The sequence below is a fragment of the Celeribacter sp. genome (genome assembly GCF_048261515.1).
Taxonomy (GTDB): domain Bacteria; phylum Pseudomonadota; class Alphaproteobacteria; order Rhodobacterales; family Rhodobacteraceae; genus Celeribacter.
The window spans coordinates 701,133-724,861 of sequence record NZ_JBLXFZ010000001.1; the positions used below are offsets into that span (position 1 = coordinate 701,133).

Consider the following 23,729-nt stretch of genomic DNA (forward strand, 5'->3'; position numbering starts at 1 on the left):
TTCATTTAGTCTAGGGGCAACATGCATTGCGAGACAATCCGCCAATTTCGCATGCAATGGTCTTTCCTAGGAGGAAACATGGCACGAACTGATGGGCAAGCACCAATTCCGACGGATGCTGCGCTCGATGCACTGATCGAGACACATGGCGCGTCCCAAGGCGCTCTCTTGCCCCTGCTGCACGATATGATGGCGGCATTCGGGCATGTGCCAGAACACAGCTACGACCAGATCGCCAAGGCGCTTGGCATGACTCGGGCGGAGGTGCACGGCGTCGTCAGCTTTTACCATGACTTCCGCAACGATCCTGCGGGGCAGCATGTAATCAAACTGTGCCGCGCGGAAGCCTGTCAGGCGCAGGGCGGCGCAGATGTGGAAGCGGCTCTTCTGCGCAAGATCGGACTTGATGATTTCGGGACGCTTTCGGACGGGTCGGTGACGGTTGAACCCGTCTATTGTCTCGGCCTGTGCGCCTGCGGACCTGCCGCTTTGGTCGATGGCGCCCCGCGCGGGCGGGTCACGGCGGACGATCTGGCATCGGAGGTCGGGGCATGAAAATCTATGTTCCCCTCGACAGCGCTGCGGTCGCGCTCGGTGCAGATCAGGTCGCGAAGGCGATTGCCGACTTTACAGCGACCAAGGGGCTGGACGTCGAAATCGTGCGCAACGGATCGCGCGGGATGGTCTGGCTTGAGCCGCTGGTGGAAATCGAGCGCGACGGGCAGAGGTTGGCCTATGGTCCGATCACACCGAAAGATGTCCCCGCCCTTCTGGACGGCAACATCGACAGCCCCGGCCCCGTCGAGAGTATCCCCTTTTTCGCGGCACAGGAGCGCCTGACCTTCGCGCGCTGTGGCCTAATCGACCCTCTGTCACTGACCGATTACGAGGCCCATGGCGGGTTGAAGGGTTTGCGCCGTGCGCTTGATCTGGGCGGCGAGGCGACCATCGCGGACGTTACCGCATCGGGTCTGCGGGGGCGCGGGGGCGCGGGTTTCCCGACAGGGATCAAATGGGACACGGCGCGCAAGGCAGAGGCCGCGCGTAAGTTCATTGTCTGCAACGCCGACGAGGGCGACAGCGGCACCTTTGCCGACCGCATGTTGATGGAGGGCGACCCGTTTTCCCTCATCGAGGGCATGGCCATTGCAGGCGTCGCCGTGGGAGCGGAGATGGGCTATATCTACCTGCGCTCCGAATACCCGATTGCCTATCGCATTCTTGAACAGGCGATAGGAATTGCACGTGAAAACGGCGTTCTTGGCGAGAGCGTTCTCGGCTCTGGTGTGGCTTTCGATCTTGAGGTCCGCCTCGGCGCGGGGGCTTATATCTGCGGCGAGGAAACGTCGTTGCTCAACTCGATTGAGGGCAGGCGCGGAACCGTTCGGGCCAAGCCCCCCCTGCCCGCAATCGAGGGACTTTTCGGCGCGCCGACGGTCATCAATAACGTCATCACTCTGGCCACCGTCCCCGCCATTCTCGCGGATGGCCCCGCGCGCTATGCCGCCCTCGGCATCGGGCGTTCCAAGGGAACGGTGACACTGCAACTAGCGGGTAATGTGAAATACGGCGGATTGTTCGAAGCGGGCTTCGGCATGACGCTCGGCGAGGCAATCAACGAAATCGGCGGCGGAGCGGCCTCAGGGCGGCCTGTGAAAGCGGTGCAGGTGGGGGGACCGTTGGGTGCTTATTTGCGCCCCGACCAGTTCGATACGCCTTTAGGCTATGAAGAACTCGACGCGGCAGGCGGATTGATCGGTCACGCAGGGATCACCGTCTTTGACGACACCGCCGACATGGGCGCGTTGGCACGGTTTGCCATGGCGTTCTGCGCGTTGGAAAGTTGCGGGAAATGCACGCCCTGCCGCATCGGCGCAGTGCGCGGGCAAGAGACCGTTGATCGCATCATTGCGGGCGACCGTTCGGCGGTGCCGTTGCTCGAAGACCTCTGCGAAACCATGCGCGATGGATCGCTTTGTGCGCTTGGCGGGTTCACACCCTATCCTGTGCTGTCGGCACTCAACGGCTGGCCCGAGGATTTCGGGTTGGATGCAAAGGAGGCGGCCGAATGAAGGATTTCATCATCCCTTGGAACGACACTGACTATGGCACCCCGAAACGGACAGGGGCGGATGTCACGCTGACCATCGACGGGCATGCAGTGGCAGTGCCCGAGGGCACATCCGTGATGCGCGCAGCGATGGAAGCGGGGCTGAAAATCCCGAAGCTTTGCGCCACCGACAGTGTTGAGGCTTTCGGATCATGCCGTCTTTGCGTGGTCGAGATCGAGGGGCGGCGCGGCACGCCTGCCTCCTGCACAACGCCCGTGGCCGAAGGCATGGTGGTGCGCACCCAGACGGAACGGATCCAGAAACTGCGCAAGGGCGTGATGGAGCTTTATATCTCCGACCACCCGCTCGACTGCCTGACGTGCAGCGCCAATGGCGATTGCGAATTGCAGGACATGGCAGGCATGGTGGGCCTGCGCGACGTGCGTTATTCCAAGGGCGAAAACCACTTCGACGAGGCGGCTGACTGGCGTCCCGTGGACGACAGCAATCCCTATTTCTCCTACGATCCAAGCAAATGCATCGTCTGCTCACGCTGCGTGCGGGCCTGCGAAGAGGTGCAGGGCACATTCGCGCTGACGATCGAGGGCCGCGGGTTCGACAGTCGCGTCTCGGCGGGCAGTTCACTCGACGATTTCCTGTCGTCCGATTGCGTGTCCTGCGGTGCCTGTGTGCAAGCCTGCCCGACCGCGACGCTTCAGGAAAAATCGGTGCGCGACCTTGGCACGCCGACGCGCTCGGTGATCACCACCTGCGCCTATTGCGGTGTCGGTTGTTCGTTCAAGGCGGAACTCAACGGCGACACGCTGGTGCGCATGGTGCCGCATAAGGAAGGGAGGGCGAACAGAGGACACTCCTGCGTCAAAGGCCGTTTTGCCTACGGATATGCCGAACATCAGGATCGCATCCTGCAACCGATGATCCGCGAGAAAACCACCGACTCGTGGCGTGAAGTATCATGGGACGAGGCGCTCGGCTTTGCTGCGGACCGCCTCAAGGCCATACAGAAGGAACACGGGCGGGACTCGGTGGGTGTGATCACCTCAAGCCGCTGCACCAACGAGGAAACCTACCTCGTCCAGAAACTCGCCCGCGCGGTCTTCCGCAACAACAATACCGACACCTGCGCCCGCGTGTGCCATTCGCCCACGGGCTACGGGTTGGGTCAGGCCTTCGGCACCTCGGCTGGCACGCAGGATTTCGATAGTGTGGAGCATACAGATGTCGCATTGGTGATCGGCGCAAACCCGACCGATGGGCATCCTGTCTTCGCATCACGTCTCAAGAAGCGGCTCAGAAATGGCGCCGAATTGATCGTCATTGATCCGCGCCGCATCGACCTTCTCGACGAGCCGCATGTTGGATCGACGCATCATCTCGCTCTGACGCCCGGCACCAATGTGGCGGTGCTGACCGCGATGGCGCATGTGATCGTGACCGAAGGGTTGGCGGACGAAGCGTTTATTGCTGCGCGTTGCGAGGCAGATGACTGGGCCGCCTACCGCGACTTCGTGAGCGACCCGCGCCATAGCCCCGAAGCCACCGCGCTGGCAACGGGTGTAAATGCAGACACGCTGCGCAGGGCAGCGCGGGTCTATGCCACGGGCGGCAATGGCGCGATCTACTACGGGCTTGGCGTGACCGAGCACAGTCAGGGCTCCACCACAGTCATGGCCATTGCCAACCTCGCCATGCTGACAGGCAACATCGGCCGCGAGGGTGTGGGAGTGAATCCGCTGCGTGGCCAGAACAATGTGCAAGGGGCCTGCGACATGGGCAGTTTCCCGCACGAACTGCCCGGCTATCGCCACGTCAAGGATGCCGACACGCGGGCGATTTTCGAGGCGGCATGGGATGTGGAGATTAATCCCGAACCAGGCCTGCGCATTCCCAACATGCTCGACGCCGCAGTAGCGGGAAATTTCAAGGGGATCTACATTCAGGGCGAGGACATCCTGCAATCCGATCCCGATACCAAACATGTCTCCGCCGGTCTGGAGGCGATGGACTGCGTGATCGTGCATGACCTCTTCCTCAACGAGACCGCGAACCACGCGCATGTCTTCCTGCCTGGCTCGACCTTCCTCGAAAAGGACGGCACCTTTACCAACGCCGAACGCCGCATCAACCGCGTGCGACGGGTGATGGCGCCGAAGGCAGGGATGGCTGACTGGGAGGTCACACAGGCACTGGCCAATGCGCTTGGCGCGGGTTGGAACTACACGCACCCTGCGGAAATCATGTCGGAAATTTCGGCAACCACACCGAGTTTTGCGGGCGTGACCTATGACCTTCTCGACGAGGTCAATTCGGTGCAATGGCCGTGCAACGACGACACGCCTCTGGGCACGCCCGTGATGCACGAGGAGACGTTCAAGCGCGGCAAGGGGCGGTTGATGATCACCGAATACATCCCGACCGAGGAGCGTACAGGACCGCGCTTCCCCCTTCTGCTCACCACGGGGCGCATCCTCAGTCAATACAATGTCGGCGCGCAAACGCGACGCACGGCCAACACCGTCTGGCATGACGAAGACCTGCTGGAGATCAACCCGCACGACGCCGAGCAGCGCGGCATCCGCGATGGCGATTTCGTGCGACTCACCTCACGAGCGGGAGAAATCTCGCTGCGCGCCGCACTCACAGACCGCGTGGCGGCGGGGGTTGTCTACACGACATTCCACCATCCTGACACGCAGGCCAATGTGGTCACGACAGACAATTCGGACTGGGCAACAAACTGCCCCGAATACAAGGTGACAGCCGTGCAGGTCGCCCTGTCGAACGGGCCGAGCGACTGGCAGGAAGACTACCGCGCCAAGAGCCAAGCGGCGCGGCGGATCGAGGTGCAGCCCGAATGATCGCGGATGTCTCGAACCTTCCCGACGAGCATGCGGTTGCTTTGGTGCTCAACGGCTCAACCGTGGCCGTCCTGATGGCCACACCGCAACACTACGAGGACTTTCTACGCGGTTTCTGTCTGACCGAAGGGATCATTTCGCAGCCCGACGAAGTACGCGACATCGAGGTTGTGCGCCATGTCGTTGGCACCGAAGTGCGTGGGCGGATTGACGTGGAGCGCGAGATGGAGATCAACGCCCGCCGCCGCGCCTCCGTCGGCCCAGTCGGGTGCGGACTGTGTGGGATCGAGAGCCTCCAGTCGGCGGCAGGGTTTTCGGGAAAGCTGGTGCGACGCACGACGGAGTTGGGCCGACACGCCCGCAAGGCGCTCGATGAATTGCACGGTGAGCAAGTGTTGCGGAAGGCCGCCCGCGCACTTCATGCTGCGGGGCTATTTGACGCGCAGGGATTGATTGCGATGCGAGAGGACGTGGGGCGGCACAACGCCCTCGACAAACTGGTGGGCGCGCTCGACGTGAAGGCGCGCGAAAACATCGGCATCCTGCTGACCTCGCGGATTTCCATTGACCTCGTCCAGAAGTGCGCGCGGGTGGATTTACCTGCCATCTTCTCGGTCTCGCGCCCGACCCGTGGCGCAGCCGAACTCGCGCAGCGTTGCGGGATGACACTGTGTCTCATCACTCCCGACAATCTGGTGTACTATTCCAAGCCAGAGCTGAGGACATCCTAATGACTGACGAAAAACTTATCAGCATGGCAAATCAAATTGCCGCGTTCTTCGCCAGTCAGCCCGGTGACGAGGCAGCGCGAAAAACGGCCGATCACCTGATGGATTTCTGGGCACCGAGCATGCGCACTCAATTCAAGGCGGCCGCCGAACGCGGGGCCGAGGGGCTATCATCCCCTGCCCGCGCTGCGGCCGATTTGATATAGGAAAAGACCCTTCCACGAAGAAGAGCAGAAGTTGCGCGCGGCGGCGTCAGCCTCCGATCTCACGGTCGTGAATGAAATAGTCTTTCCACGTGGCGCCGAAGACCTCGATATCGAGCTTGAGGCGCCCCAGATGTTCGGCCATTGCGGCGACCGCCCGCTCGGGATCGCGCGCTTCGATCGCATCCACAACTTCGGTGTGTTCCTTAATGAGCAGCGTGACTCGCCCCGATTGCTGCAGGGTCAATTTCCGATAACGGTCCACTTGCACCTTCATCGTGCGGACCATTTCCCAAATCCCCTCAAAATTCGCCACGTTTGCCAAGGCGGCATGAAACGCCTCGTCGGCAACGTGAATTTTTTCGTAGTCGCCAGAGGAAGCCACGTCCCTCTGCACGTCCAATGCGGCGCGTAGGGTTTCGACATGATCAGGCGTGGCCCTCTCGGCCACGTGTCGCACAATGGCACACTCAAGCGCGCTGCGTGCGAAGGTGGCCTCGAAGAGCGTGGAGAGCGGAATGCGCCCTACGAATGTGCCCGATTTCGGCACGATTTCCACCAGCTTCTCTTTCGCCAGCCGCTGCAGCGCCTCACGCACGGGCGTGCGGCTCACACCGAATTCCTCAGTCAGGCGCGTCTCCGACATGGGCGTGCCAGGGCGTAATTCCATAGAGGCAATCGCGGCGTGCAATTTCTCATAGATACCATCCGCAGTCGTCTGAGCCCCGCTTTTGGCAAAACGCGCTGGCCCGCGCGGAGACTGGCTCGGTGCGCGGCGGCGGGCCTTTTCTGGCGGCGTGGAATTGGCGTTGGCCATGGAGAGTTGGTTTCGCTTGGTCAGGGTCATTGGGTCGTTTTCGTGGTGGTCGTGTCACTCCGACAGGTCATAGACCCCACGATGGTCACGTGAAAGTCACTATCAAGACTATGGCCTAAAGAGTCGCATGATCAGAATCATTGTAGAGCGCTCATATCTAGTATACAAGTAAATGGACCCGGCGGGAGGCTGGGCTGACGCAGCCGTCTGGATAACAGACATCCACAGGAGGATGGGGCGGCGCACAAAGGGAGGAAGACAATGTATCTAGGGAAATTCCGCAGCTTCGCGGTTGCAACAGTTATGTCGATTGCAAGCGCTACCTCGGCCTATGCGGTCGAGACGCTCAAATGGGCGCACGTCTACGAGGAAGGCTCTGACTACCACCAGGTCGCGCTTTGGGCCGCCGAGCAGGTGAAAGAACGCACTGAAGGACGTATCGAGATCAACGTCTTCCCCGCCTCGTCGCTGGGTAAAGAGGTCGAGATCAACGAAGGTCTCGGCATCGGTGCTGTCGATATAATCTACACGGGCCCGAGCTTCGTCGAGCGCTACTATGGCCCGATCGCCATTTCGGACTATCCGTTCATCATGCGCGGCTATGACCACTGGAAGACCTACCGCGACAGCGACCTCTTCGCCGATCTGTCCGAAGGCTACAAAGGCGCGACGGGCCACACTGTCATGGGTCTGGTCTACTACGGTCAGCGCCACGTGACCTCGAACTTCCCCATTCTCAAGCCCTCCGACATGGAAGGCCTGAAAATCCGCGTTCCCAACAGCCCCGTGATGTTGATGTTCCCGAATGCGGTTGGGGCGAACCCGACACCGATGGCCTTCTCCGAAGTTTACCTCGCGCTACAACAGGGCGTGGTCGATGCGCAGGAAAACCCCCTGCCCACCATCCAGTTCAAGAAGTTCTACGAGGTTCAGTCAAACATCAACCTGACAGGTCACATCCTCAACTCGCTTCTGGTCATTGCCTCTGACAGTGCCATGGGTCGAATGGGCGACGACGCCGCTACAGTCGAAGAAGTGCTCAAAGAAGCCGCCGCCACCGTGTCGCAAAATATCTACGACAGCGAGCAGAGCCTCGTTCAGTGGTTCCGCGACGAGGGCATCACGGTCAACGAGATCGACAAGCAGCCGTTCCAGGATGCGGTCAAGCCGATGCTCACAGACCCCGATCAGGTGCCCTACGAGATGGAGCATTTTGAACGGCTTCAGGCACTTTAAGGGCGCAGGTCCATGAGTGATCCTCACAAACACTCGGACGAGGGGCGCGGCCGCGATGCGGCCCGCCCCTTTGAAACCGAAGACGAACACGACGCGCCCCTCGACATCAAGCTGATCGACTTTCCTGGTTTGATCGCGCTTTGGGGTCTTGCCGCGATTGTGTTCCTGCAATTCTTCACGCGCTACGTGCTCAACGACAGCCTCGCATGGACCGAGGAGATCGCCCGCTACGTGCTCATCATCGTCGCCTTCCTCGGCGCGATTACCGTGAGCCGTAAGGGCACGCACATCTTCCTCGAATTCTTCTACCGCTTCCTGCCGCCGCGCGCATGCAAATGGCTGGCGGTGGCGATGGAGGTGCTGACGCTGTTCTTCTGGGGGTATTTGTCATGGCTGGCCGTTCAACTGGCGCTCAAGACCAAGACGAAAATGGCCTCGGCCGAAATCCCCAAGAGCCTGCTCTACTGGGCCGTCGCGGTCGGACTTGCCTTCATGGCGATCTTCTCCCTGCTGTGGCTGCTCAAGAAGCTGCGCCAGCGTCCCGAAGATATCCGTCACGACATCGAGCAACACGCAATGGCTGACGTGCCCGACTGACGCGGCGCACGATCCACTGTCGATATAGAAAGAAGACCCGACAATGATCCTTGCATTAATGTTTGTAATCCTCTTCGTGCTACTGATCGCGGGGGCGCCTGTGGCGGTGTCTTTGGGCCTGTCCTCGCTGTTCTTTATCGCGTTTTCGGGAATGCCGAGTGTGGTGGTGCTGCACAATATGGTGAACGGGATCAATTCCTTCCCGTTGATCGCGGTGCCCTTCTTTATCCTAGCCGGACACCTGATGAACTCATCGGGTATCACCAACAAAATCTTCGCCTTCGCGCGGTCCGCTGTGGGGTGGATGCATGGCGGGTTGGGCCATGTGAACGTGGGCGCATCAGTGGTCTTCGCGGGCATGTCCGGCGCAGCTGTGGCCGACGCAGGCGGTCTTGGAAACATTGAGATCCGCGCCATGCGCGATGCTGGCTATGACACGGACTTCTCCGTGGGCATCACTGCGGCATCATCAACTATCGGACCGATCATCCCGCCGTCCCTACCGCTCGTGGTCTACGGCGTGATCGCCAACACCTCCATCGGACAGCTTTTTGCCGCCGGCCTCATACCTGGCCTTCTGATGGCAATGTCCCTGATGGTCATGGTCGCGATCTATTCACGGTTGCGGAAATATCCGCGTGACGAGCGCTTCCTGTTTGGCGTGTTCATCCGTGCATTCGGTCATGCCATCCTGCCACTTTTCACGCCCATCATCATCGTAGGCGGCATCCTGTCAGGTGCTTTTACCCCGACGGAAGCGGCTATCGCGGCCGTGGTCTACGCCATGTTCCTTGGTGTCTTTGTCTACCGAACGCTGAACCTGAAACGGATCATGCGGGTGTCTTTGGAGACGGTCGAAACCACGGCATCAATCATGATGATCGTCGCGGCCTCAGCCATATTCGGCTGGATCCTGACGGCCAATCAGGTGGCGCAGAAATTCGCGGGAACACTACTGAGGATCACGGACAGCCCGACAGCGATCATCCTCGTGATCATGCTGATCGTGCTGATCGTAGGTTGTTTCATGGAAACCATTGCCGCGATCACCATCCTGACGCCCGTGCTCTTGCCCGTGGCGATCAGCATCGGCATTGATCCCGTGCACTTCGGCATCATCCTGATCCTCAACCTGATGATCGGCCTGCTGACGCCCCCCGTCGGACTGGTGCTCTACGTGCTGTCAAAGGTGGCTGATGTGCCTTTCGAAAGGTGCGTTGTTGCAACAGCACCCTTCCTCGTGCCGCTGATCACCGTTCTGTTGCTGCTGACCTTCATCCCGCAACTGTCCATGTGGCTCCCGACACTGATCTACCGCTAGGGACCGCCGACGAATTCGGGTTTAGCCAAACGACAAAACAAGACGCGCGCGCCAGTCATCTGGCGCGCGCTTTTCAACCGAATAGGGTGAGAGCTTCTTTCAATCACAGTTGGAGCGTGACAGGACAGGAAGCACTTGCCCTCTCGGCCCTATGTCCAACGCTCGAAAGCGCCATCTCCACCTCCACACAGGGCTCTGCCACTTGCGGTGCGCCGCCGATAGCTGCCCCATCCGAGCGATGCTATGATGCCCCTGCGCCAAGTTGGCGCGAAATCTGCCGCGCGGTTTCCACCAGTTCCTCACGGCAAGCCTGCGCAGTGTAAACCGAGGTGCCTGACAACCGCTGGATAAACGGAATGGTCACGGCCGCGACGGGGCGGCCCGAGAAGTCGAAAACAGGTGCGGAGATGTTCTGGACCCCCGCAATGGTGAGCGACGGGCTTTCGCAATAACCCGCCTCCCGTACCTCTGCGAGATCATCGATGAAGGCGGCACGCTTTTCCTCGGACGCATCATCAACCTCCGCCAGAAGGCGCGCGCGGGCCTCTTCATCCATCCATGCAGCAAGCACACGCCCCGATGCCGTATCGAACAGCGGAATATGTGCGCCAAGACGCACTGCGGTGATGTTGTTGTCAGGACAATCAACCTGCGCCACGACCAACACGCGCCCCGAGTGCAGAATACCCAGATGGATCGACTGGTTCACCTTGTCCGCCAAGCGCTGCATCGCGTCGCCCGCCACCGAAGTCAGTCGTTTGATCGGCGGATGCCGATGCGCGACCTCGAACATCTTGGTGGTCAGATAGTAGCGATCATCCTCCTCCCGCTGGCCGACATAGCCGCGCTGAAGGAGTACCATGAGCATACGGAAAATCTCTGGCGTCGTGCGCCCCAACTGCTTGGCAATCTCGGCCTGCGTCAGGCTTTCTGGCTCGCTGGCCAAAAGCTCGAGGATGTCGAGTCCTTTGGATAATGCGGGTGCGCGATATTTCTCGTTGTCGGTTTGTGTGTCGTCGTTCGTCATCTGTGTTCTTCTCTTGCTCGCCCTGTGCTTCGGCAGCGCCACACTTGCGGTCACTTGAGCATACGAAGGCCTCCGTGCGCGCGCCACATCTTACGACCATCCTGCACCATAATGTTTAGATATAAAATACTCTTTTACTTATAAATAGTATTCGCTAAGCTGCCGCAAAAGGGAGTGCCATCGTGACGCAGGAGATCGTAATCAAAGGCATGACATGGTCCGATCCGCGCGGGTTCGACCCTCTTGTCGCTGCGAGCGCGGCCTTTGCAAAGTCCCGTCACGGTGTTCACATTGAATGGGACAAGAGATCGCTGCAAGGGTTTGAAAGCACACCTGTTGACGCGCTGGCTCAAACCTATGACCTGATGATTATCGACCATCCGCACGTTGGCGCGGTCATCAAGGAGTACTGCCTGCGCCCCTTTGATCCCGCAACACACGGCACGGCACTAAGGCGGCTGGAAGCAGAGATCGTGGGCAAGAGCTTTCACAGCTATTTTTACGAGGGGAAGCAATGGGCCCTGCCCGTCGATGCGGCCTGTCAGGTGCAAGCAATCCGCCCCGACCTCCTGCCCGCGCCGCTGACACGGATGGACGATGTGCTTTCGCTCGCACGTGACGGGCGCGTTATCTGGCCTCTGCGGCCCCCGCATGTTCTGATGTCGTTCTTCACGCTTCTGGCCAATTCGGGCGCACCCTTTCCCGTTGTAAAGGGCGATCCCATCCCGCGCACTACCGCGCTGCGTGTTCTCACCGTAATGCGAGCGTTTCATGATGCCATTGATCCCGCCTGTCGCAACATGGACCCGATCGCCGCGCTCGACGCGCTGGCCGAGGGTGACAGGTTTGCGCTCTGCCCGCTGGTATATCTCTACGCACCCTATGGGCGCGACGGCTACCGCGACCACACCATAGCCTTCCACGACATGCCCGCTCTGGGCCATGCCGGCCCGCTCGGATCGGCGCTCGGAGGGACAGGAATTGCGATCTCCGCCCGCACAGCCCATCCTGAAATCTGCACCGAATTCGCCCTCTGGGTCGCCTCCGCGCCGGTTCAACGCGGCATTTACTCCAACAACAACGGCCAGCCCGCCAACGCCTATGCATGGGGCGATGCGGACGTGAACGCCACCGTCGGACACGCCTACGCAAAGACGCGCATGACCCACGAAGCCGCATGGCTACGCCCCCGCCACGCGGGCTATATGGGATTTCAGGAAGACGGCTCCCACATCCTCATCGACGCTCTTACAGGCGCAACATCCCACGACGCAGCCCTCGACGCGCTGCAAACTCGCTTCGACGAAAGTTTCTCCACATGACCGACATGCTTCCCCTCGACGGCCTGAAAGTTCTGGACTTCTCCCAGTTTCTCGCGGGCCCCTACTGCGCGCTGAAACTCGCGGATCTCGGCGCGGATGTGGTTAAAGTGGAACGCGCCGAGGTCGGTGATCTGTCGCGCTACCTGTACCTGACCGACACGCAAATCGCGGGCGAAAGCACGATCTTCCACGCCATTAACCGAAATAAGCGCTCGGTCGCGGTGAACCTCAAATCGGAGGAGGACAAAGCCGCCCTACGCGCGCTCGTCAAAGAGGCCGATGTCGTGTTGCAGAACTTCCGCCCAGGCGTGATGGAGCGGCTAGGTTTCGGTTTCGAGGCGGTCAAGGAAATCAATCCGACCGTGGTCTATGGCACCGTGACAGGCTATGGCTCTAACGGCCCATGGGTCGACCTGCCTGGTCAGGATTTGCTCGCGCAGGCCCGCTCGGGCGTCATGTGGCTTACGGGCGCGCGCGATGACGGCCCCGTGGCTGTGGGCCTTCCAATCGCCGATGTACTGGCAGGGGCGGCACTGGCGCATGGCGTTCTGGCCCTACTCGTGCGTCGCGGCATCAAAGGGATCGGCGGACAAGTCGAAACCTCGTTGATCGAAGTGCTCGCCGACCTGCAATTCGAACTTCTCACCACATGGCTCAACGACGGTGGACGCAGGCCCGAACGGTCGGCCAACAACCCCGCCCATGCCTATCTAGCCGCGCCGTACGGCCTCTATGAGACTGCCGACGGACACATGGCCATCGCTATGGGTAAGCTAGACCTTCTGGCCGAGATTACGGAACTCAATCTGGACCTTTCGGCACTCGACCCGTTCAAGGATCGCGACAGGATCAAAGCTGCCTTGGCAGAGCGGATCAAGGGAAAGACCTCCCAAGCATGGATGGAGAAATTCGTCGAAGCCGACATTTGGGCCGCGCCTGTGATGGATTGGGACGGCGTGATGGAAAGCGGTGTGCTCGACACACTCGACATGATCCAGACCATCGAGAACGAGGACGTCTCCATGCGCACGACGAAGCTCCCACTAAGGATTGACGGCAAGCGCCCGAAATCCTCCCGCGCGGCTCCTCAGCTTGGCGATGCCAACGCACTACTCAAAGGTCGCTGGTAGCAAAAAGCCCGCCGAATTGGCGGGCTTTTCTTTTTGTCGCGGAGAGTTCCTCCTCACGCGTCGTTTTCACATATCTGCTTTTGCACACCCAACCCTTCGATGCCGAGTTCAACCGTGTCGCCTGCTTTAAGGTAGCGCGGCGGGGTGAAGCCGAGGCCCACACCCGGAGGGGTGCCTGTGGAGATGATGTCACCCGGATGCAGAGTGAAGAACTGCGACAGATAGCTCAGAAGGTAGGGCACCTTGTAAACCATGGTTGCGGTCGAGCCATCCTGAACCCGCTCGCCGTTCACGTCGAGCCACATATGCAGGTTGTCAAAATCGCCCACTTCGTCAGGTGTCACCAGCCACGGACCCGTGGGGCCAAAATTGTCCGACGATTTGCCCTTGGACCACTGGCCTGAACGCTCGATCTGGTATTCGCGCTCGGAGACGTCGTTGATCAGGCAGAAGCCCGCAACATGGTCCATCGCGTCTTCCTCGGACACGTATTTCGCCTTCTTGCCGATGACGAAGCCGAGCTCGACTTCCCAATCGGTTTTGGTCGAACCGCGCGGGATCAGGATGGGATCGTTGGGACCGCAGATCGCGGAGGTATACTTGGCGAAGATCACAGGCTCGGGCGGCACTTCCAAGCCGCTTTCGGCGGCGTGGTCGGCGTAGTTCAGACCGATACAGATGAACTTCCCCGTCCCGCCGACACAAGCGCCAAGACGCGGGTTGCCCTCGACCAGCGGCAAGCTCGCAGGATCGATCTCCTTGAGGACCGAAAGGTCGGTGAGCACCTCGCCCGCCACGTCGCCCACATGGGCAGACAGGTCGCGCAGATTGCCGTCTGCGTCCACCAATGCGGGCTTTTCCGCGCCCCGTTCGCCGTATCGTGCCAGTTTCATATCTGTCTCCGTCGTTGAATTGTGTGATGTGTCGTGATCGCGCGGGTTACGCGGTCCAGCCGCCGTCGATCGCGTGGATCTGCCCTGTGGTGAACCCCGCCTCGTCGGAAGCGAGATAGGCCACGAGGGCGGCGATCTCTTCGGGTTGGCCGATTCGTCCCATCGGCTGGCGCGAGATGAAGGCGGCAAGCGCGCCCTCATAATCGCCCGTCGCCCGCAGACGTTCGTGCAGCGAAGGGCTATCCACCGTGCCAGGGGCCACCGCGTTCACGCGGATGCCTTGGGTGATGTAATCGACGGCCAGCGCCCGCGTCATCCCTGCCACAGCCGCTTTCGAAGCCGAATAGACGAGGCGGTTGGGCGGGCCTGTCAGGGGGCCTGCGACCGAGGCCATGTTAATGATCGACGCGCCGCCCGCCTCGATCATCGCGGGAAGGAAGGCGCGGATCATGCGGAATTGCGATTTGACGTTGAGATCGAAAGCGAAGTCCCAATCCTCTTCACTGGCCTCCAGAATGGTGCCGCTGTGGACCACGCCCGCGCAGTTGAACAGCACGTCCACCGCCCCGCACTCCTCGGCAAATGCGGTAATCGCCTCTGCGTCCATCACATCAAGAACCCGCGTCTCGATCCCCTCAATGCCCTCAAGCTCACCCAGCGACGCCGCACGGATATCGGTCGCAATAACCTGCGCACCCTCCGACGCCAGCCGAACCGCCGACGCACGCCCAATCCCCTGACCCGCTGCCGTAACAACCGCACGTTTGCTTTCAAGTCTCTTCATGTCTTTCTCCTCAGACCCCTGTCGGCAAACACGCCGGACCAATGGGGTCAAATGTTTTGTATGTCAGAATAAATTCACGATGTCCAAGCGCCTCCGAGGCCGTCGGCGCCCCACGGGCCGTGTCGAGAACACGGTCGCGGATCTCCCGACCAACCGCGTCAATGCTGCGCTTGCCTTCGATGATATCGCCCGCGTTCACATCCATATCACCTTCCAAAGCACGGTAGGTGTCTGGGTTGGCGCAGATCTTGATCACGGGTGAGATGGCCGAGCCGACCACCGATCCCCGCCCCGTCACAAAGAGCGTCAAATGCGCGCCACTGGCGATCATCTCGACGATCTCGGCGTTGTCGGAGATATTGGGGAAACCAAAGCGCACGTCGCCGTCAGGCACCACGTCCATGAGATAAAGCCCACCCGTCGGAGGCACATCCCCCGGCTTGATCAGACCAGAGATCGGACTGTCGCCAGATTTGACATAGGCACCGAGGGATTTCTCTTCGATAGTAGACAATCCTCCCGCCGCGTTGCCCGCTGCAAAAGAGCCGTAGCCGAGCGTCGCGTAGTAGCGTTCCGCCTTTTGCACGCTTTCGCGCAACTCTTGGCCCAATTCAGGCGTCACGGCGCGCTCGGCCATGATTTCCTCGCAGCCAATCAACTCGCCCGTTTCCTCGAAGATACACGCCGCGCCATCGGCCACCAGCAGGTCAAACGCCTTGCCCGCAGCGGGGTTGCCCGAGATACCCGAGGTGCCGTCCGAGCCACCGCAGATCGTGCCGACCACCAGCTCGTCCACACCCATTGGCACGCGCTCGATCTTACCGATGTCACGCAAGGCGCCGCGCACCCAATCCGCGCCGAGATCGACAGTCGAGGCCGTCCCCCCCGTCTTCTGGATTACCAGCGTTTTTACGGGACGCCCCGATGCGGCCACGGCGTCGGAGGCACGCACCTTGTCAAAGCTCTCACAACCCAGCGAGACGAAAAGCACCGCGCCTACGTTCGGGTGGGTGCAGAGCTTCTCCATCATCTGCGCGGCGTATTCGTTGGGATAGCATCCTGGAAAGCCGATGAGTTGCACATCGTCATCAGGGAACTGCGCGACGATTTTCGAGGCAACGAAATGCGCGCATTCCACGAGGTAGGCCACCAGAACCGTATTGCGAATGCCCTTGCGACCGTCGGCACGAGGGTAGCCTGTCATGGTCGATGAAAGGTCGGTCATTGCGAAACCCCCGCGCTGATCCCGTCGGCATCCTGCAACGCATGCGTCGCGGTATAGGCCGAGCGGATGTTGTGGATATGGACGTGTTCGCCCGCCGAGATGTCCTGCGTGGCGATGCCGATGGGCATGCCGTATTTGAGAATGCGCGCGCCTTCTGGGATGTCATGGCGTGCAATCTTGTGCGCGAGTGGAATGATGCGGTCGAGGGTCGCGGTGCCGCCCTCAAGCGCCACCTGCGTGCCAGCCTCGGTGGTGGCACGCGCCACAAGAACGTTATCGCGCTCATTGAGTAAAAGGAACGGGTCAGTCAAGGGCGCTTCTCCACCATATAAATGTGATCCGCGACGAGCGCAGTTTCACCATCATGTTTTGTCACGGTCAGCCGCTCGGTCACGCGGCCGTATCCTGGACGTTTGGGCATGTCTTCTTTGGCGATGATCTCCACGCGGCTCTTGATCGTGTCGCCTATGAACACGGGTTTCACGAACCTAAGGCGGTCGTAGCCGTAGGAAAAGGCCACGGGATTGATAATCGTCGCGGTCAGTCCTACGCCGATTGTGAAGACCATCGTGCCATGGGCGATCCGCTGGCCGAAGGGGAGTGTCTTACAGAATTCCGCATCGAGATGATGGGGAAAGAAGTCGCCGGAGTGGCCCGCGTGAACCACGAAATCGGTCTCGGTGATCGTGCGGCCCACGGTATCGCGTTCTTGCCCGATCTCGTAGTCTTCGTAGTATTGAACTTGCTCAAGCATCGGCGGCCTCTTTAATCGGGTGCATCGGCTTTCCGGAGCTTTCATAGGCTGCCTCAACGAGCGCCATCGTGTGCCACGCATCCTCGGCGGAGCCTTCGATCTCGGCATCAAGCCCTGCGGCAAAGCGTTGGACCTGCGCGAAACGACCGTGGAAGGCCTCGATGAACCAGTTGCCGGCAAGCGGCACCTGACGCCATTCCCCGTCCGTGTTGAGCCACAACTCGTCTGGCTCGCCCTTAGGATAGTCGAGGTTCACGCCGAGCTTCATATAGGCCGCACCCTTAGTCCCGCAGATACGGAACTCGCAGGCCTGAAACTTGCGGCCAAACGCGTGATTGTGATTGATCGACAAGGCACAGCGCGCGGCCTCCCCGTAGTCAAGGATCATCGCCGTGCGTGTGTTGGACACGGTGGAGGACGGGTGGCCGACTGTCTTGGCGTGAATGCCTTGGGGGTTGCCCATGATGTCGCGCACGAAGTCGAGGTAATGGATCGAGTGCAGCAGGATTTCCACCCGAGGCAGATCAGCAAGAAACGCCCACAGATGCCACGGTGTATCTAGCGCCAGCCAAGCGTCGAAATCCACGACCTCACCGAGCTGCCCCCGCGCAATCGCGTCTTTGAGCGCGAGCGACATGGGAGCGAAACGCAGTTGAAAGTTGACCGCAGCATGGATGTTCTTGCGTCGCAGTATCGCGATGATCGCACTGGCCTCGGAGAGATCGGAGCCCAGCGGTTTCTGGATGATCGCGGTCGCCCCATCGGGCAGCGCCTCCAGAATAGCGGGGATCGCGGCGGGCGGCACGGCGAGATCGTAGATCACCCTACCCTGCGCCACGGCCTCCTCAACCGTGGCGAAAACTCTGGCACCCCAATCGTCGGCGACCTTGGCGGCCTTCTGCGCATCGGGATCGAAAATCCCCGCAACAGGCACACCGAGATCACGGTAAGCTGGCAGATGCGCATCCGTCACAATAGACCCTGCACCAAAGACCACCACGGGGGTGGCCTCAGGCGGCATTTCGATGCGCTGGTTCAACTCAGTCACGATGGAAAACCTCTTCCATCTCGGCCCACCACTCGCCCTCGGCGCGCGTGTCGAAAGGACGCTGGAGAGGCATACAGACATCCCACCATTTCTGCGTCACGGGATCAGCGGCCATCTTCGCCATGTCCGCTTCGAAATCCTCACCCACATATTCGAAATAGGCGAACATGAGGTTCTCGGGTTCTTTGAGAAAGATCGAGTAGTTGCGGATGTTGCAAGCAGTGATCATCTCCAGAACCTGCGGCCAGACGTCGGCATGTAGCCGCTTGTATTCCGAAATGGCTTCCGCCCCGACGCCAATCACCTGTCCATGTCGTTGCATCTCTATGCTCCCTTGATCTCGAATGCACTGCCTTCAGTGGTCAGCGACGCGAGCTTATCGTGATCCCAGTCAATACCCAGCCCTGCACGTGTGGGCGCCAACGCCATGCCGCCATCGCGCGCCATCGGTGCAGCCACGTCATCAAGCTGCGGGATGAACTCCAGCCACGGCGCATTTGGCACGGCGCAGACGAGGCTCACATGCAGCTCCATCAGGAAATGCGGGCAGATTGCCATATTATGCGCCTCGGCCATATGTGCGATCTTGAGCCAAGGGGTGATCCCGCCGACCCGCGCCACATCAGCCTGCACAATCCCGCAGGCGTCCTGCGCGATATAGTCGGCAAATTGGCCTGGGCTGTAGAGGCTTTCACCCACGGCGACGGGCACACGGCTCGTCGCCTGAAGGCGTGCATGTCCCGCAATGTCATCGGCGGGCAAAGGCTCCTCGAACCATCCGATATTAAGCGCCTCAAGCATCGGCACGCGGCGGATGGCCTCGGCGGCGGTCATCGACTGGTTGGCGTCCGTCATAATCTCGTAGTCATCACCAAGCGCCTCACGAACAGCGCCAAGACGGGCAGCATCTCCCGCAACGGTCGGCTTGCCGATCTTGACTTTAGAGCCACGGAACCCCTGTGCACACGCGGCGAGCGCATCCTCGACCAGCGCTTCAGGCGCGATATGCAGCCAGCCGCCTTCGGTCGTATACATCGGGACGGCAGCTTTCGCCCCGCCCGCAAGAAGGTGCAGTGGCAGTCCTGTCTTGATCCCTCGCATATCCCAAAGCGCGGTATCAATCGCCGCCTGCGCAAGCGCCATGATTGGCCCCACGGCCGTGGCGTGCGAACAGAACAAAAGGTCGCGCCATATGGCTTCGATCCCGTCTGCGTCTTGTCCCATCAAACGCGGCAGAAGCGTATGCTTCAACAGCGCCAGAACCGAGGGACCGCCATCGCCAATGGTGTAGCTATAGCCGATGCCACGCGCGCCATCGGCGTCGGTCAGTTCGACGAAAATCGTCTCTTGGCTTTTGAACGACTGGATCGCGTCGGTGCGCTCGACCTTGGGCACAAGATCGACCATGAAAGCGTGGGCATGGGTGATACGAGCCATAGGATCAGCCTTTCAACGCCAGACCGCTCTCGCGATCAAAGAGGTGACATTTGTCGAGCGTGATCTGGAAGGTCATGCGTTCCCCCATCTGCACAGGGCGCGGGTTGAGCATCTTCGCCTGCACCTCACGACCTGCCAGTTCGGCAAACAGAAGCGTTTCCGTGCCCAGCGGCTCGGTCAGGTTCACGCCCATCTCGATCTCCGCCATATGTTCGCTCGGCGGCAGGGCGTGGCCCACGGGCATGATATTGTCGGCGCGCACACCAAACGTGACCAGACGGCCTTCCTGAGCGGAATATCCTGGCGGTATAGGAAGGATATCGCCCCCTTCGAGCACCACCTGACCACCTTCGATCCGACCGTCCAGAAGGTTCATCGGCGGCGAGCCAATGAAGGTCGCGACGAAGGTGTTGATCGGGTTTTCAAACACATCAAGCGGCGTGCCAATCTGTTCAATATGCCCGTCACGCATAATCACGATACGATCGGCGAGCGTCATGGCTTCGACCTGATCGTGGGTCACATAGACGATGGTCGAGGTGACTTTCTGGTGCAGCTTCTTGATCTCCACCCGCATCTGCGTGCGCAGTTTCGCGTCGAGGTTGGAAAGCGGCTCGTCGAAAAGGAACACATCGGGATGACGCACAATCGCGCGGCCCATGGCGACACGCTGGCGCTGCCCACCCGACAAGGCGCCGGGCTTGCGGTCCAGCAGCGGTGTCAGCGAGAGGATTTCCGCAGCCGCATCTACCGCGGCGTTGATCTCCGACGCAGGGCGCTTTGCGATCTTGAGCGAAAAGCCGAGGTTCTCGCGCACCGTCATGTGGGGGTAGAGCGCGTAGTTCTGAAACACCATCGAGATATTGCGATCGCGAGGCGGCAGATCGTTAACCACACGATCACCGATGGAAATCTCGCCGCCCGAGATGTCCTCCAGCCCCGCGATCATCCGCAGCGTCGTGGACTTGCCGCAGCCAGAGGGGCCGACAAGCACGACAAACTCGCCCTCGGCGATTTCGAGGTTGATGGAATGGACGACTTCGAGTTTGCCATATGATTTGACGACATCTCGCAACTGGACGTGTGCCATGGTTTATCCTTTCACGCCGCCAAAGGTCAGGCCGGCAATGAGGTGTTTCTGTACGAGGAAGGTGAGAACGAGCGCGGGGATAATCATCAGAACCGCCAGCGCGCACATCCCGCCCCAGTTAAGCGTAAATTCGGACGTGAAATCGAGCAGACCCACGGGCATCGTCTTTGACGTGGTGGAGCGCGTGAGCTGTGAGGCCAGCGCATATTCGTTCCACGAAGTCAGGAAGGCAAAGATACCCGCCGAGGCAATTCCCGATTTGGCCACGGGAAACTCCACGCGCCAGAAGGCCTGCCAACGGGTGCAACCGTCGATTTCCGCCGCTTCAGCCAATTCGGGCGGCACCTGACGGAAAAAACCGTCGATGAGCCAGATGGTAAAGGGAACGTTCATCGCGACATAGGCGAGGATCATCCCGAAATGCGTATCGATAATCCCGACCCGCGCAAACAGGATGAACAAAGGGAGCGACAGCGCCACACCTGGCACGGCACGTGTGACCATCAGCCCGACAAAGATCGCACCTTTGAACTTGAAGCGGTAACGGGCAAAGGCGTAGCCGCCCGACATGCCGACCAAGAGCGCAATGATCGTCGATGTGACCGAGATGACCAGCGAATTGCGGAAATATGTCAGGACAGGAACGCCCCCCTCTCCCGCCCCGCCGAACATGGCGCGGTAATGGTCGAGGTTGAGCTCGTTCGGGATCCACACGGGCGGCTTGGCCATGATCTCCACCGTCGGACGGAAGGAGTTCAATACGATCCACAAGCCAGGCACGCACAGGATCATCATCGCCACGAACAGGCCGAAGAAGTGCAGGAACTTCATGGCGCGCTTGCGATTACGGTGGGTTTGATTGCTGGCCATGATTTACACCCCCATGCCAAGCTCGGCGCGCGCGGCGGTGAGCTTTCTGAAGAAGAACACGGTGAAGAAGATGGCGAGGAAGATGGAGACATAGCCCATTGCATTGGCATAGCCCATTTTGGCATCGACATAGCCCGTCCTGCCTATGAGCGTCCAAAGCAGTTCGGTACGCCGCGCCGGTCCGCCGTTGGTCATGATCTGAACGATGTCATAGGCGCGCGCTACGTCGAGCGAACGGATCGCCATCGCGATATAGATGAACGGCATCAGGAAGGGCAGCGTCACATAGCGGAAGGATTGTAGAGGTGTGCACCCATCGACCTTTGCCGCTTCGAGCGGGTCTTGGGGAATAGCAAAAAGGCCCGCGAGGATCAGAATCGCAAACACCGATGTGGCGGTCCAAACCTCAGCAAAGATGATTGCCCCCATTGCGAGATGCCCGTCCACAAGCCACGGGATCGCGCGGTCGGTAATGCCCAGAGATTGCAGGGCGTTGTTCACCAAACCGACGTTATCGTTGAAGATGAATTTGAACTGGAAGCCCACGAGAATGGGCGAAAACATCATCGGGAACATCATCGCGGTGCGCAGCATCCGCTGACCTCGCGTGACCTTGGACACCATGAGCGCCAGACCCAACCCAAGCACCATTTCCAGATTGAGCGCTATCGTGAGTAGCAGCACCGTGCGCCCGAATGCGGCCCAGAATTTCGCGTCACCAACGGCCTTCTCGTAGTTGAATGTCCCGATCCAGCGATAAAGCGTTTCGGGGCGCGTCAGCTTGTAGGGCGTGAAGCTCGAATAGAGCGAGAACACCAGCGGGATCAAAACCACCGCCGACAGAATGATGATGGCGGGCATAAGAAGAGCCAACCATGGAGGAAACTTGGAGCGCGTCATGAATTATTCCCGAGGACTGGCATCATGCGTGATGCTGCGGAGTTCGGTTGATTGGTGCGGGCGCGCATAGAATTGCACGCCCGCACGTTTTGGTGGCGTTAATAAACGCCTTCTTCGACCATCATCTCGTCGATCGCTTCAGCGGCGTCTTCCAACGCCTCGTCAACAGTCTTGTCGCCAAGGATGGCCGCTTGCAGTTCGGGGTAGATGAGGTTGGTCGCCTCGATCCACAGCGCAGTCGGCGGCACAGCGAAGGCCGATGCTGCGGTTTCCTTGAAGGCTGCAAGCACTTCGGCACGATAGGGATCGTCTGCGGCCTGTTCGGACACGTAGTCCCAAACCGCCGTGCGTGAGGGCAGCGGGCCCGCAGCGCTTTCCATCTTCTGGCTGTCCTCGTTGGTGAGGAAGTCCACCAAAGACGCAGCCGCGTCCTTGTGGGCACAGTCTTCGGTCACGGAGAACCCGTGGAAGCCCGACCAACCCGTGCGGATGCCAGCCGACCCTTTGGGTGCAGGTGCAACACCGACGTTACCCGCAACTTTGGATGCCGAAGGATCGTTGAAGAACCCAGCCCAGCCCGGCCAGTCCAGATTGAGTGCGATCGTGCCCGAGGCAAAACCGTTGCCAAGGTCGTCCCACAGGTAGTTGGTCGTGCCCGCGGGCACTGCGCCCGCCTCGTAGAGATCGACAAACCACTGGAGAGCGGCCTTACCTTCGGGCGAATTGAACGCAGGCGAGAAATCGTCGTTGAAGAGCTTGCCGCCCTCAGCCACGACCATCTCGTAGTAGCGACCAACAATGGCCTCGTCCTTACCCGCATATTGGGTGCCGTAGAAGTTCGGAGGATCGGCGAAGAAGATGGCCTGGTCCTTGACCTGCGCCCACGTTTCGGGAACCGCAAGCGGGTAGCCGTATTCTGCCTCGAATGCCTCGGCCTTCTCGGCGTCCTCATACAGGTCTTTCTGGTAATAGAGCGCGGAGACATCGAACTGGGCGCGCGGAAGCATGACCAGTTTGCCGTTAAGGGTGGAAGCCGAAATGTTGGCTTGCACGAACCCAGCCACAGTCTCTTCAGAAACCAGACCGCTGAGGTCGGTGTAGAGCGAGGGGTATTGCGACGCGAAGGACGAGTGGTTCGACCCCACACACCAATCCGTTGTGCCCGCCGCGATGTCGGATTTGAATTCTTTGTCCAGTTCGAAGTGGTTCTTCTTCGAAATGATGTTGACCTTGGCGCCGGTCATCGCCTCCCACTCGGGGATGCGCGCATAGAGCGCCTCGTATTGCTGACCACCGATCAGCTTGGCGTCGATCGTGATGCCATCAAATTCGGCTGCGGCCGCGCCTTGGGCGACGCCGAAAACCAGTGCCGCGAAGGACACACCTCCAATTAGTGACTTCATAGTTTCCTCCCGTT

The 23,729-nt window shown here is 60.2% G+C and carries 24 protein-coding genes; 10 read left to right on the forward strand and 14 right to left on the reverse strand.

Annotated elements, in window-relative coordinates:
- Window positions 1-78: 78 nt before the first annotated feature.
- The 5 genes from ACN0SC_RS03490 to ACN0SC_RS03510 are packed head-to-tail and all read left to right on the forward strand — an operon-like array spanning window position 79 to window position 5,864.
- A complete protein-coding gene (locus ACN0SC_RS03490) occupies window positions 79-555 on the forward strand; it encodes an NAD(P)H-dependent oxidoreductase subunit E (protein ID WP_417248263.1) in 477 nt (158 codons plus the stop codon).
- Window positions 552-2,072, forward strand: a complete 1,521-nt coding sequence (locus tag ACN0SC_RS03495; RefSeq protein ID WP_417248264.1) for a formate dehydrogenase beta subunit — start codon at window positions 552-554, stop codon at window positions 2,070-2,072. Before ACN0SC_RS03490 ends, ACN0SC_RS03495 begins: the two co-directional genes overlap by 4 nt.
- A complete protein-coding gene (gene fdhF, locus ACN0SC_RS03500) occupies window positions 2,069-4,930 on the forward strand; it encodes a formate dehydrogenase subunit alpha (RefSeq protein ID WP_417248265.1) in 2,862 nt (953 codons plus the stop codon). Before ACN0SC_RS03495 ends, fdhF begins: the two co-directional genes overlap by 4 nt.
- Entirely contained in the window at window positions 4,927-5,661 is a 735-nt protein-coding gene (gene fdhD / locus ACN0SC_RS03505) for a formate dehydrogenase accessory sulfurtransferase FdhD (protein WP_417248266.1), read from the forward strand. The genes fdhF and fdhD overlap by 4 nt, the downstream gene beginning before the upstream one ends.
- Entirely contained in the window at window positions 5,661-5,864 is a 204-nt protein-coding gene (locus tag ACN0SC_RS03510; RefSeq protein ID WP_417248267.1) for a formate dehydrogenase subunit delta, read from the forward strand. The genes fdhD and ACN0SC_RS03510 overlap by 1 nt, the downstream gene beginning before the upstream one ends.
- A 46-nt stretch (window positions 5,865-5,910) precedes the next feature.
- On the opposite strand, the gene ACN0SC_RS03515 is transcribed toward ACN0SC_RS03510, so the two are convergent.
- Window positions 5,911-6,708 carry a GntR family transcriptional regulator gene (locus ACN0SC_RS03515; protein WP_417248268.1) on the reverse strand — a complete coding sequence of 266 codons (798 nt, stop codon included), beginning with the start codon at window positions 6,706-6,708 and terminating at the stop codon, window positions 5,911-5,913.
- A gap of 231 nt (window positions 6,709-6,939) precedes the next feature.
- Between ACN0SC_RS03515 and ACN0SC_RS03520 the strand changes: the two genes are divergently transcribed.
- From ACN0SC_RS03520 to ACN0SC_RS03530, 3 genes are read left to right on the forward strand one after another with little or no spacing between them, the layout of a single operon-like run.
- The gene (locus ACN0SC_RS03520; protein WP_417248269.1) at window positions 6,940-7,914 is read left to right on the forward strand and encodes a sialic acid TRAP transporter substrate-binding protein SiaP; all 975 of its coding nucleotides are present in this window, start codon (window positions 6,940-6,942) and stop codon (window positions 7,912-7,914) included.
- A gap of 12 nt (window positions 7,915-7,926) precedes the next feature.
- Window positions 7,927-8,511 (forward strand): TRAP transporter small permease, encoded by a 585-nt coding sequence (locus tag ACN0SC_RS03525; RefSeq protein WP_417248270.1) that lies wholly within the window; start codon window positions 7,927-7,929, stop codon window positions 8,509-8,511.
- 43 nt (window positions 8,512-8,554) lie between these two features.
- Window positions 8,555-9,832 carry a TRAP transporter large permease gene (locus ACN0SC_RS03530; RefSeq protein WP_417248271.1) on the forward strand — a complete coding sequence of 426 codons (1,278 nt, stop codon included), beginning with the start codon at window positions 8,555-8,557 and terminating at the stop codon, window positions 9,830-9,832.
- Window positions 9,833-10,073: 241 nt separating this feature from the next.
- Here ACN0SC_RS03530 and ACN0SC_RS03535 read toward each other — a convergent pair whose 3' ends face one another.
- The gene (locus ACN0SC_RS03535) at window positions 10,074-10,859 is read right to left on the reverse strand and encodes an IclR family transcriptional regulator (RefSeq protein WP_417248272.1); all 786 of its coding nucleotides are present in this window, start codon (window positions 10,857-10,859) and stop codon (window positions 10,074-10,076) included.
- Between the two features lie 182 nt (window positions 10,860-11,041).
- On the opposite strand from ACN0SC_RS03535, the gene ACN0SC_RS03540 reads away from it, so the two are divergent.
- Window positions 11,042-12,181 (forward strand): carbohydrate ABC transporter substrate-binding protein, encoded by a 1,140-nt coding sequence (locus tag ACN0SC_RS03540; RefSeq protein ID WP_417248273.1) that lies wholly within the window; start codon window positions 11,042-11,044, stop codon window positions 12,179-12,181.
- Window positions 12,178-13,311 (forward strand): CaiB/BaiF CoA transferase family protein, encoded by a 1,134-nt coding sequence (locus ACN0SC_RS03545; protein ID WP_417248274.1) that lies wholly within the window; start codon window positions 12,178-12,180, stop codon window positions 13,309-13,311. The genes ACN0SC_RS03540 and ACN0SC_RS03545 overlap by 4 nt, the downstream gene beginning before the upstream one ends.
- Before the next feature lie 53 nt (window positions 13,312-13,364).
- Here ACN0SC_RS03545 and ACN0SC_RS03550 read toward each other — a convergent pair whose 3' ends face one another.
- The 12 genes from ACN0SC_RS03550 to ACN0SC_RS03605 form a co-directional block, all read right to left on the reverse strand.
- Window positions 13,365-14,204, reverse strand: coding sequence for a fumarylacetoacetate hydrolase family protein (locus ACN0SC_RS03550; RefSeq protein ID WP_417248275.1), 840 nt, complete (start codon window positions 14,202-14,204; stop codon window positions 13,365-13,367).
- Between the two features lie 46 nt (window positions 14,205-14,250).
- A complete protein-coding gene (locus ACN0SC_RS03555; RefSeq protein ID WP_417248276.1) occupies window positions 14,251-14,988 on the reverse strand; it encodes an SDR family oxidoreductase in 738 nt (245 codons plus the stop codon).
- Between the two features lie 10 nt (window positions 14,989-14,998).
- The gene (locus tag ACN0SC_RS03560; RefSeq protein WP_417248277.1) at window positions 14,999-16,213 is read right to left on the reverse strand and encodes a UxaA family hydrolase; all 1,215 of its coding nucleotides are present in this window, start codon (window positions 16,211-16,213) and stop codon (window positions 14,999-15,001) included.
- On the reverse strand, window positions 16,210-16,524 hold the full coding sequence (locus ACN0SC_RS03565; protein ID WP_417248278.1) for a UxaA family hydrolase: 315 nt from the start codon (window positions 16,522-16,524) through the stop codon (window positions 16,210-16,212). Before ACN0SC_RS03565 ends, ACN0SC_RS03560 begins: the two co-directional genes overlap by 4 nt.
- A complete protein-coding gene (locus ACN0SC_RS03570) occupies window positions 16,521-16,967 on the reverse strand; it encodes a MaoC family dehydratase (protein ID WP_417248279.1) in 447 nt (148 codons plus the stop codon). Before ACN0SC_RS03570 ends, ACN0SC_RS03565 begins: the two co-directional genes overlap by 4 nt.
- On the reverse strand, window positions 16,960-18,015 hold the full coding sequence (locus ACN0SC_RS03575; protein WP_417248280.1) for a Gfo/Idh/MocA family protein: 1,056 nt from the start codon (window positions 18,013-18,015) through the stop codon (window positions 16,960-16,962). The genes ACN0SC_RS03570 and ACN0SC_RS03575 overlap by 8 nt, the downstream gene beginning before the upstream one ends.
- On the reverse strand, window positions 18,008-18,337 hold the full coding sequence (locus ACN0SC_RS03580) for an L-rhamnose mutarotase (RefSeq protein WP_417248281.1): 330 nt from the start codon (window positions 18,335-18,337) through the stop codon (window positions 18,008-18,010). Before ACN0SC_RS03580 ends, ACN0SC_RS03575 begins: the two co-directional genes overlap by 8 nt.
- A gap of 2 nt (window positions 18,338-18,339) precedes the next feature.
- Complete coding sequence (locus ACN0SC_RS03585; RefSeq protein ID WP_417248282.1) at window positions 18,340-19,452, reverse strand: mandelate racemase/muconate lactonizing enzyme family protein; 1,113 nt, start codon at window positions 19,450-19,452, stop codon at window positions 18,340-18,342.
- A gap of 4 nt (window positions 19,453-19,456) precedes the next feature.
- Window positions 19,457-20,542 (reverse strand): ABC transporter ATP-binding protein, encoded by a 1,086-nt coding sequence (locus ACN0SC_RS03590; protein WP_417248283.1) that lies wholly within the window; start codon window positions 20,540-20,542, stop codon window positions 19,457-19,459.
- Between the two features lie 3 nt (window positions 20,543-20,545).
- Window positions 20,546-21,412 (reverse strand): carbohydrate ABC transporter permease, encoded by an 867-nt coding sequence (locus ACN0SC_RS03595; protein ID WP_417248284.1) that lies wholly within the window; start codon window positions 21,410-21,412, stop codon window positions 20,546-20,548.
- A 3-nt stretch (window positions 21,413-21,415) separates the two neighbouring features.
- On the reverse strand, window positions 21,416-22,312 hold the full coding sequence (locus ACN0SC_RS03600; RefSeq protein WP_417248285.1) for a carbohydrate ABC transporter permease: 897 nt from the start codon (window positions 22,310-22,312) through the stop codon (window positions 21,416-21,418).
- A 98-nt stretch (window positions 22,313-22,410) separates the two neighbouring features.
- Window positions 22,411-23,715, reverse strand: a complete 1,305-nt coding sequence (locus ACN0SC_RS03605; RefSeq protein WP_417248286.1) for an ABC transporter substrate-binding protein — start codon at window positions 23,713-23,715, stop codon at window positions 22,411-22,413.
- Window positions 23,716-23,729 lie beyond the last annotated feature (14 nt).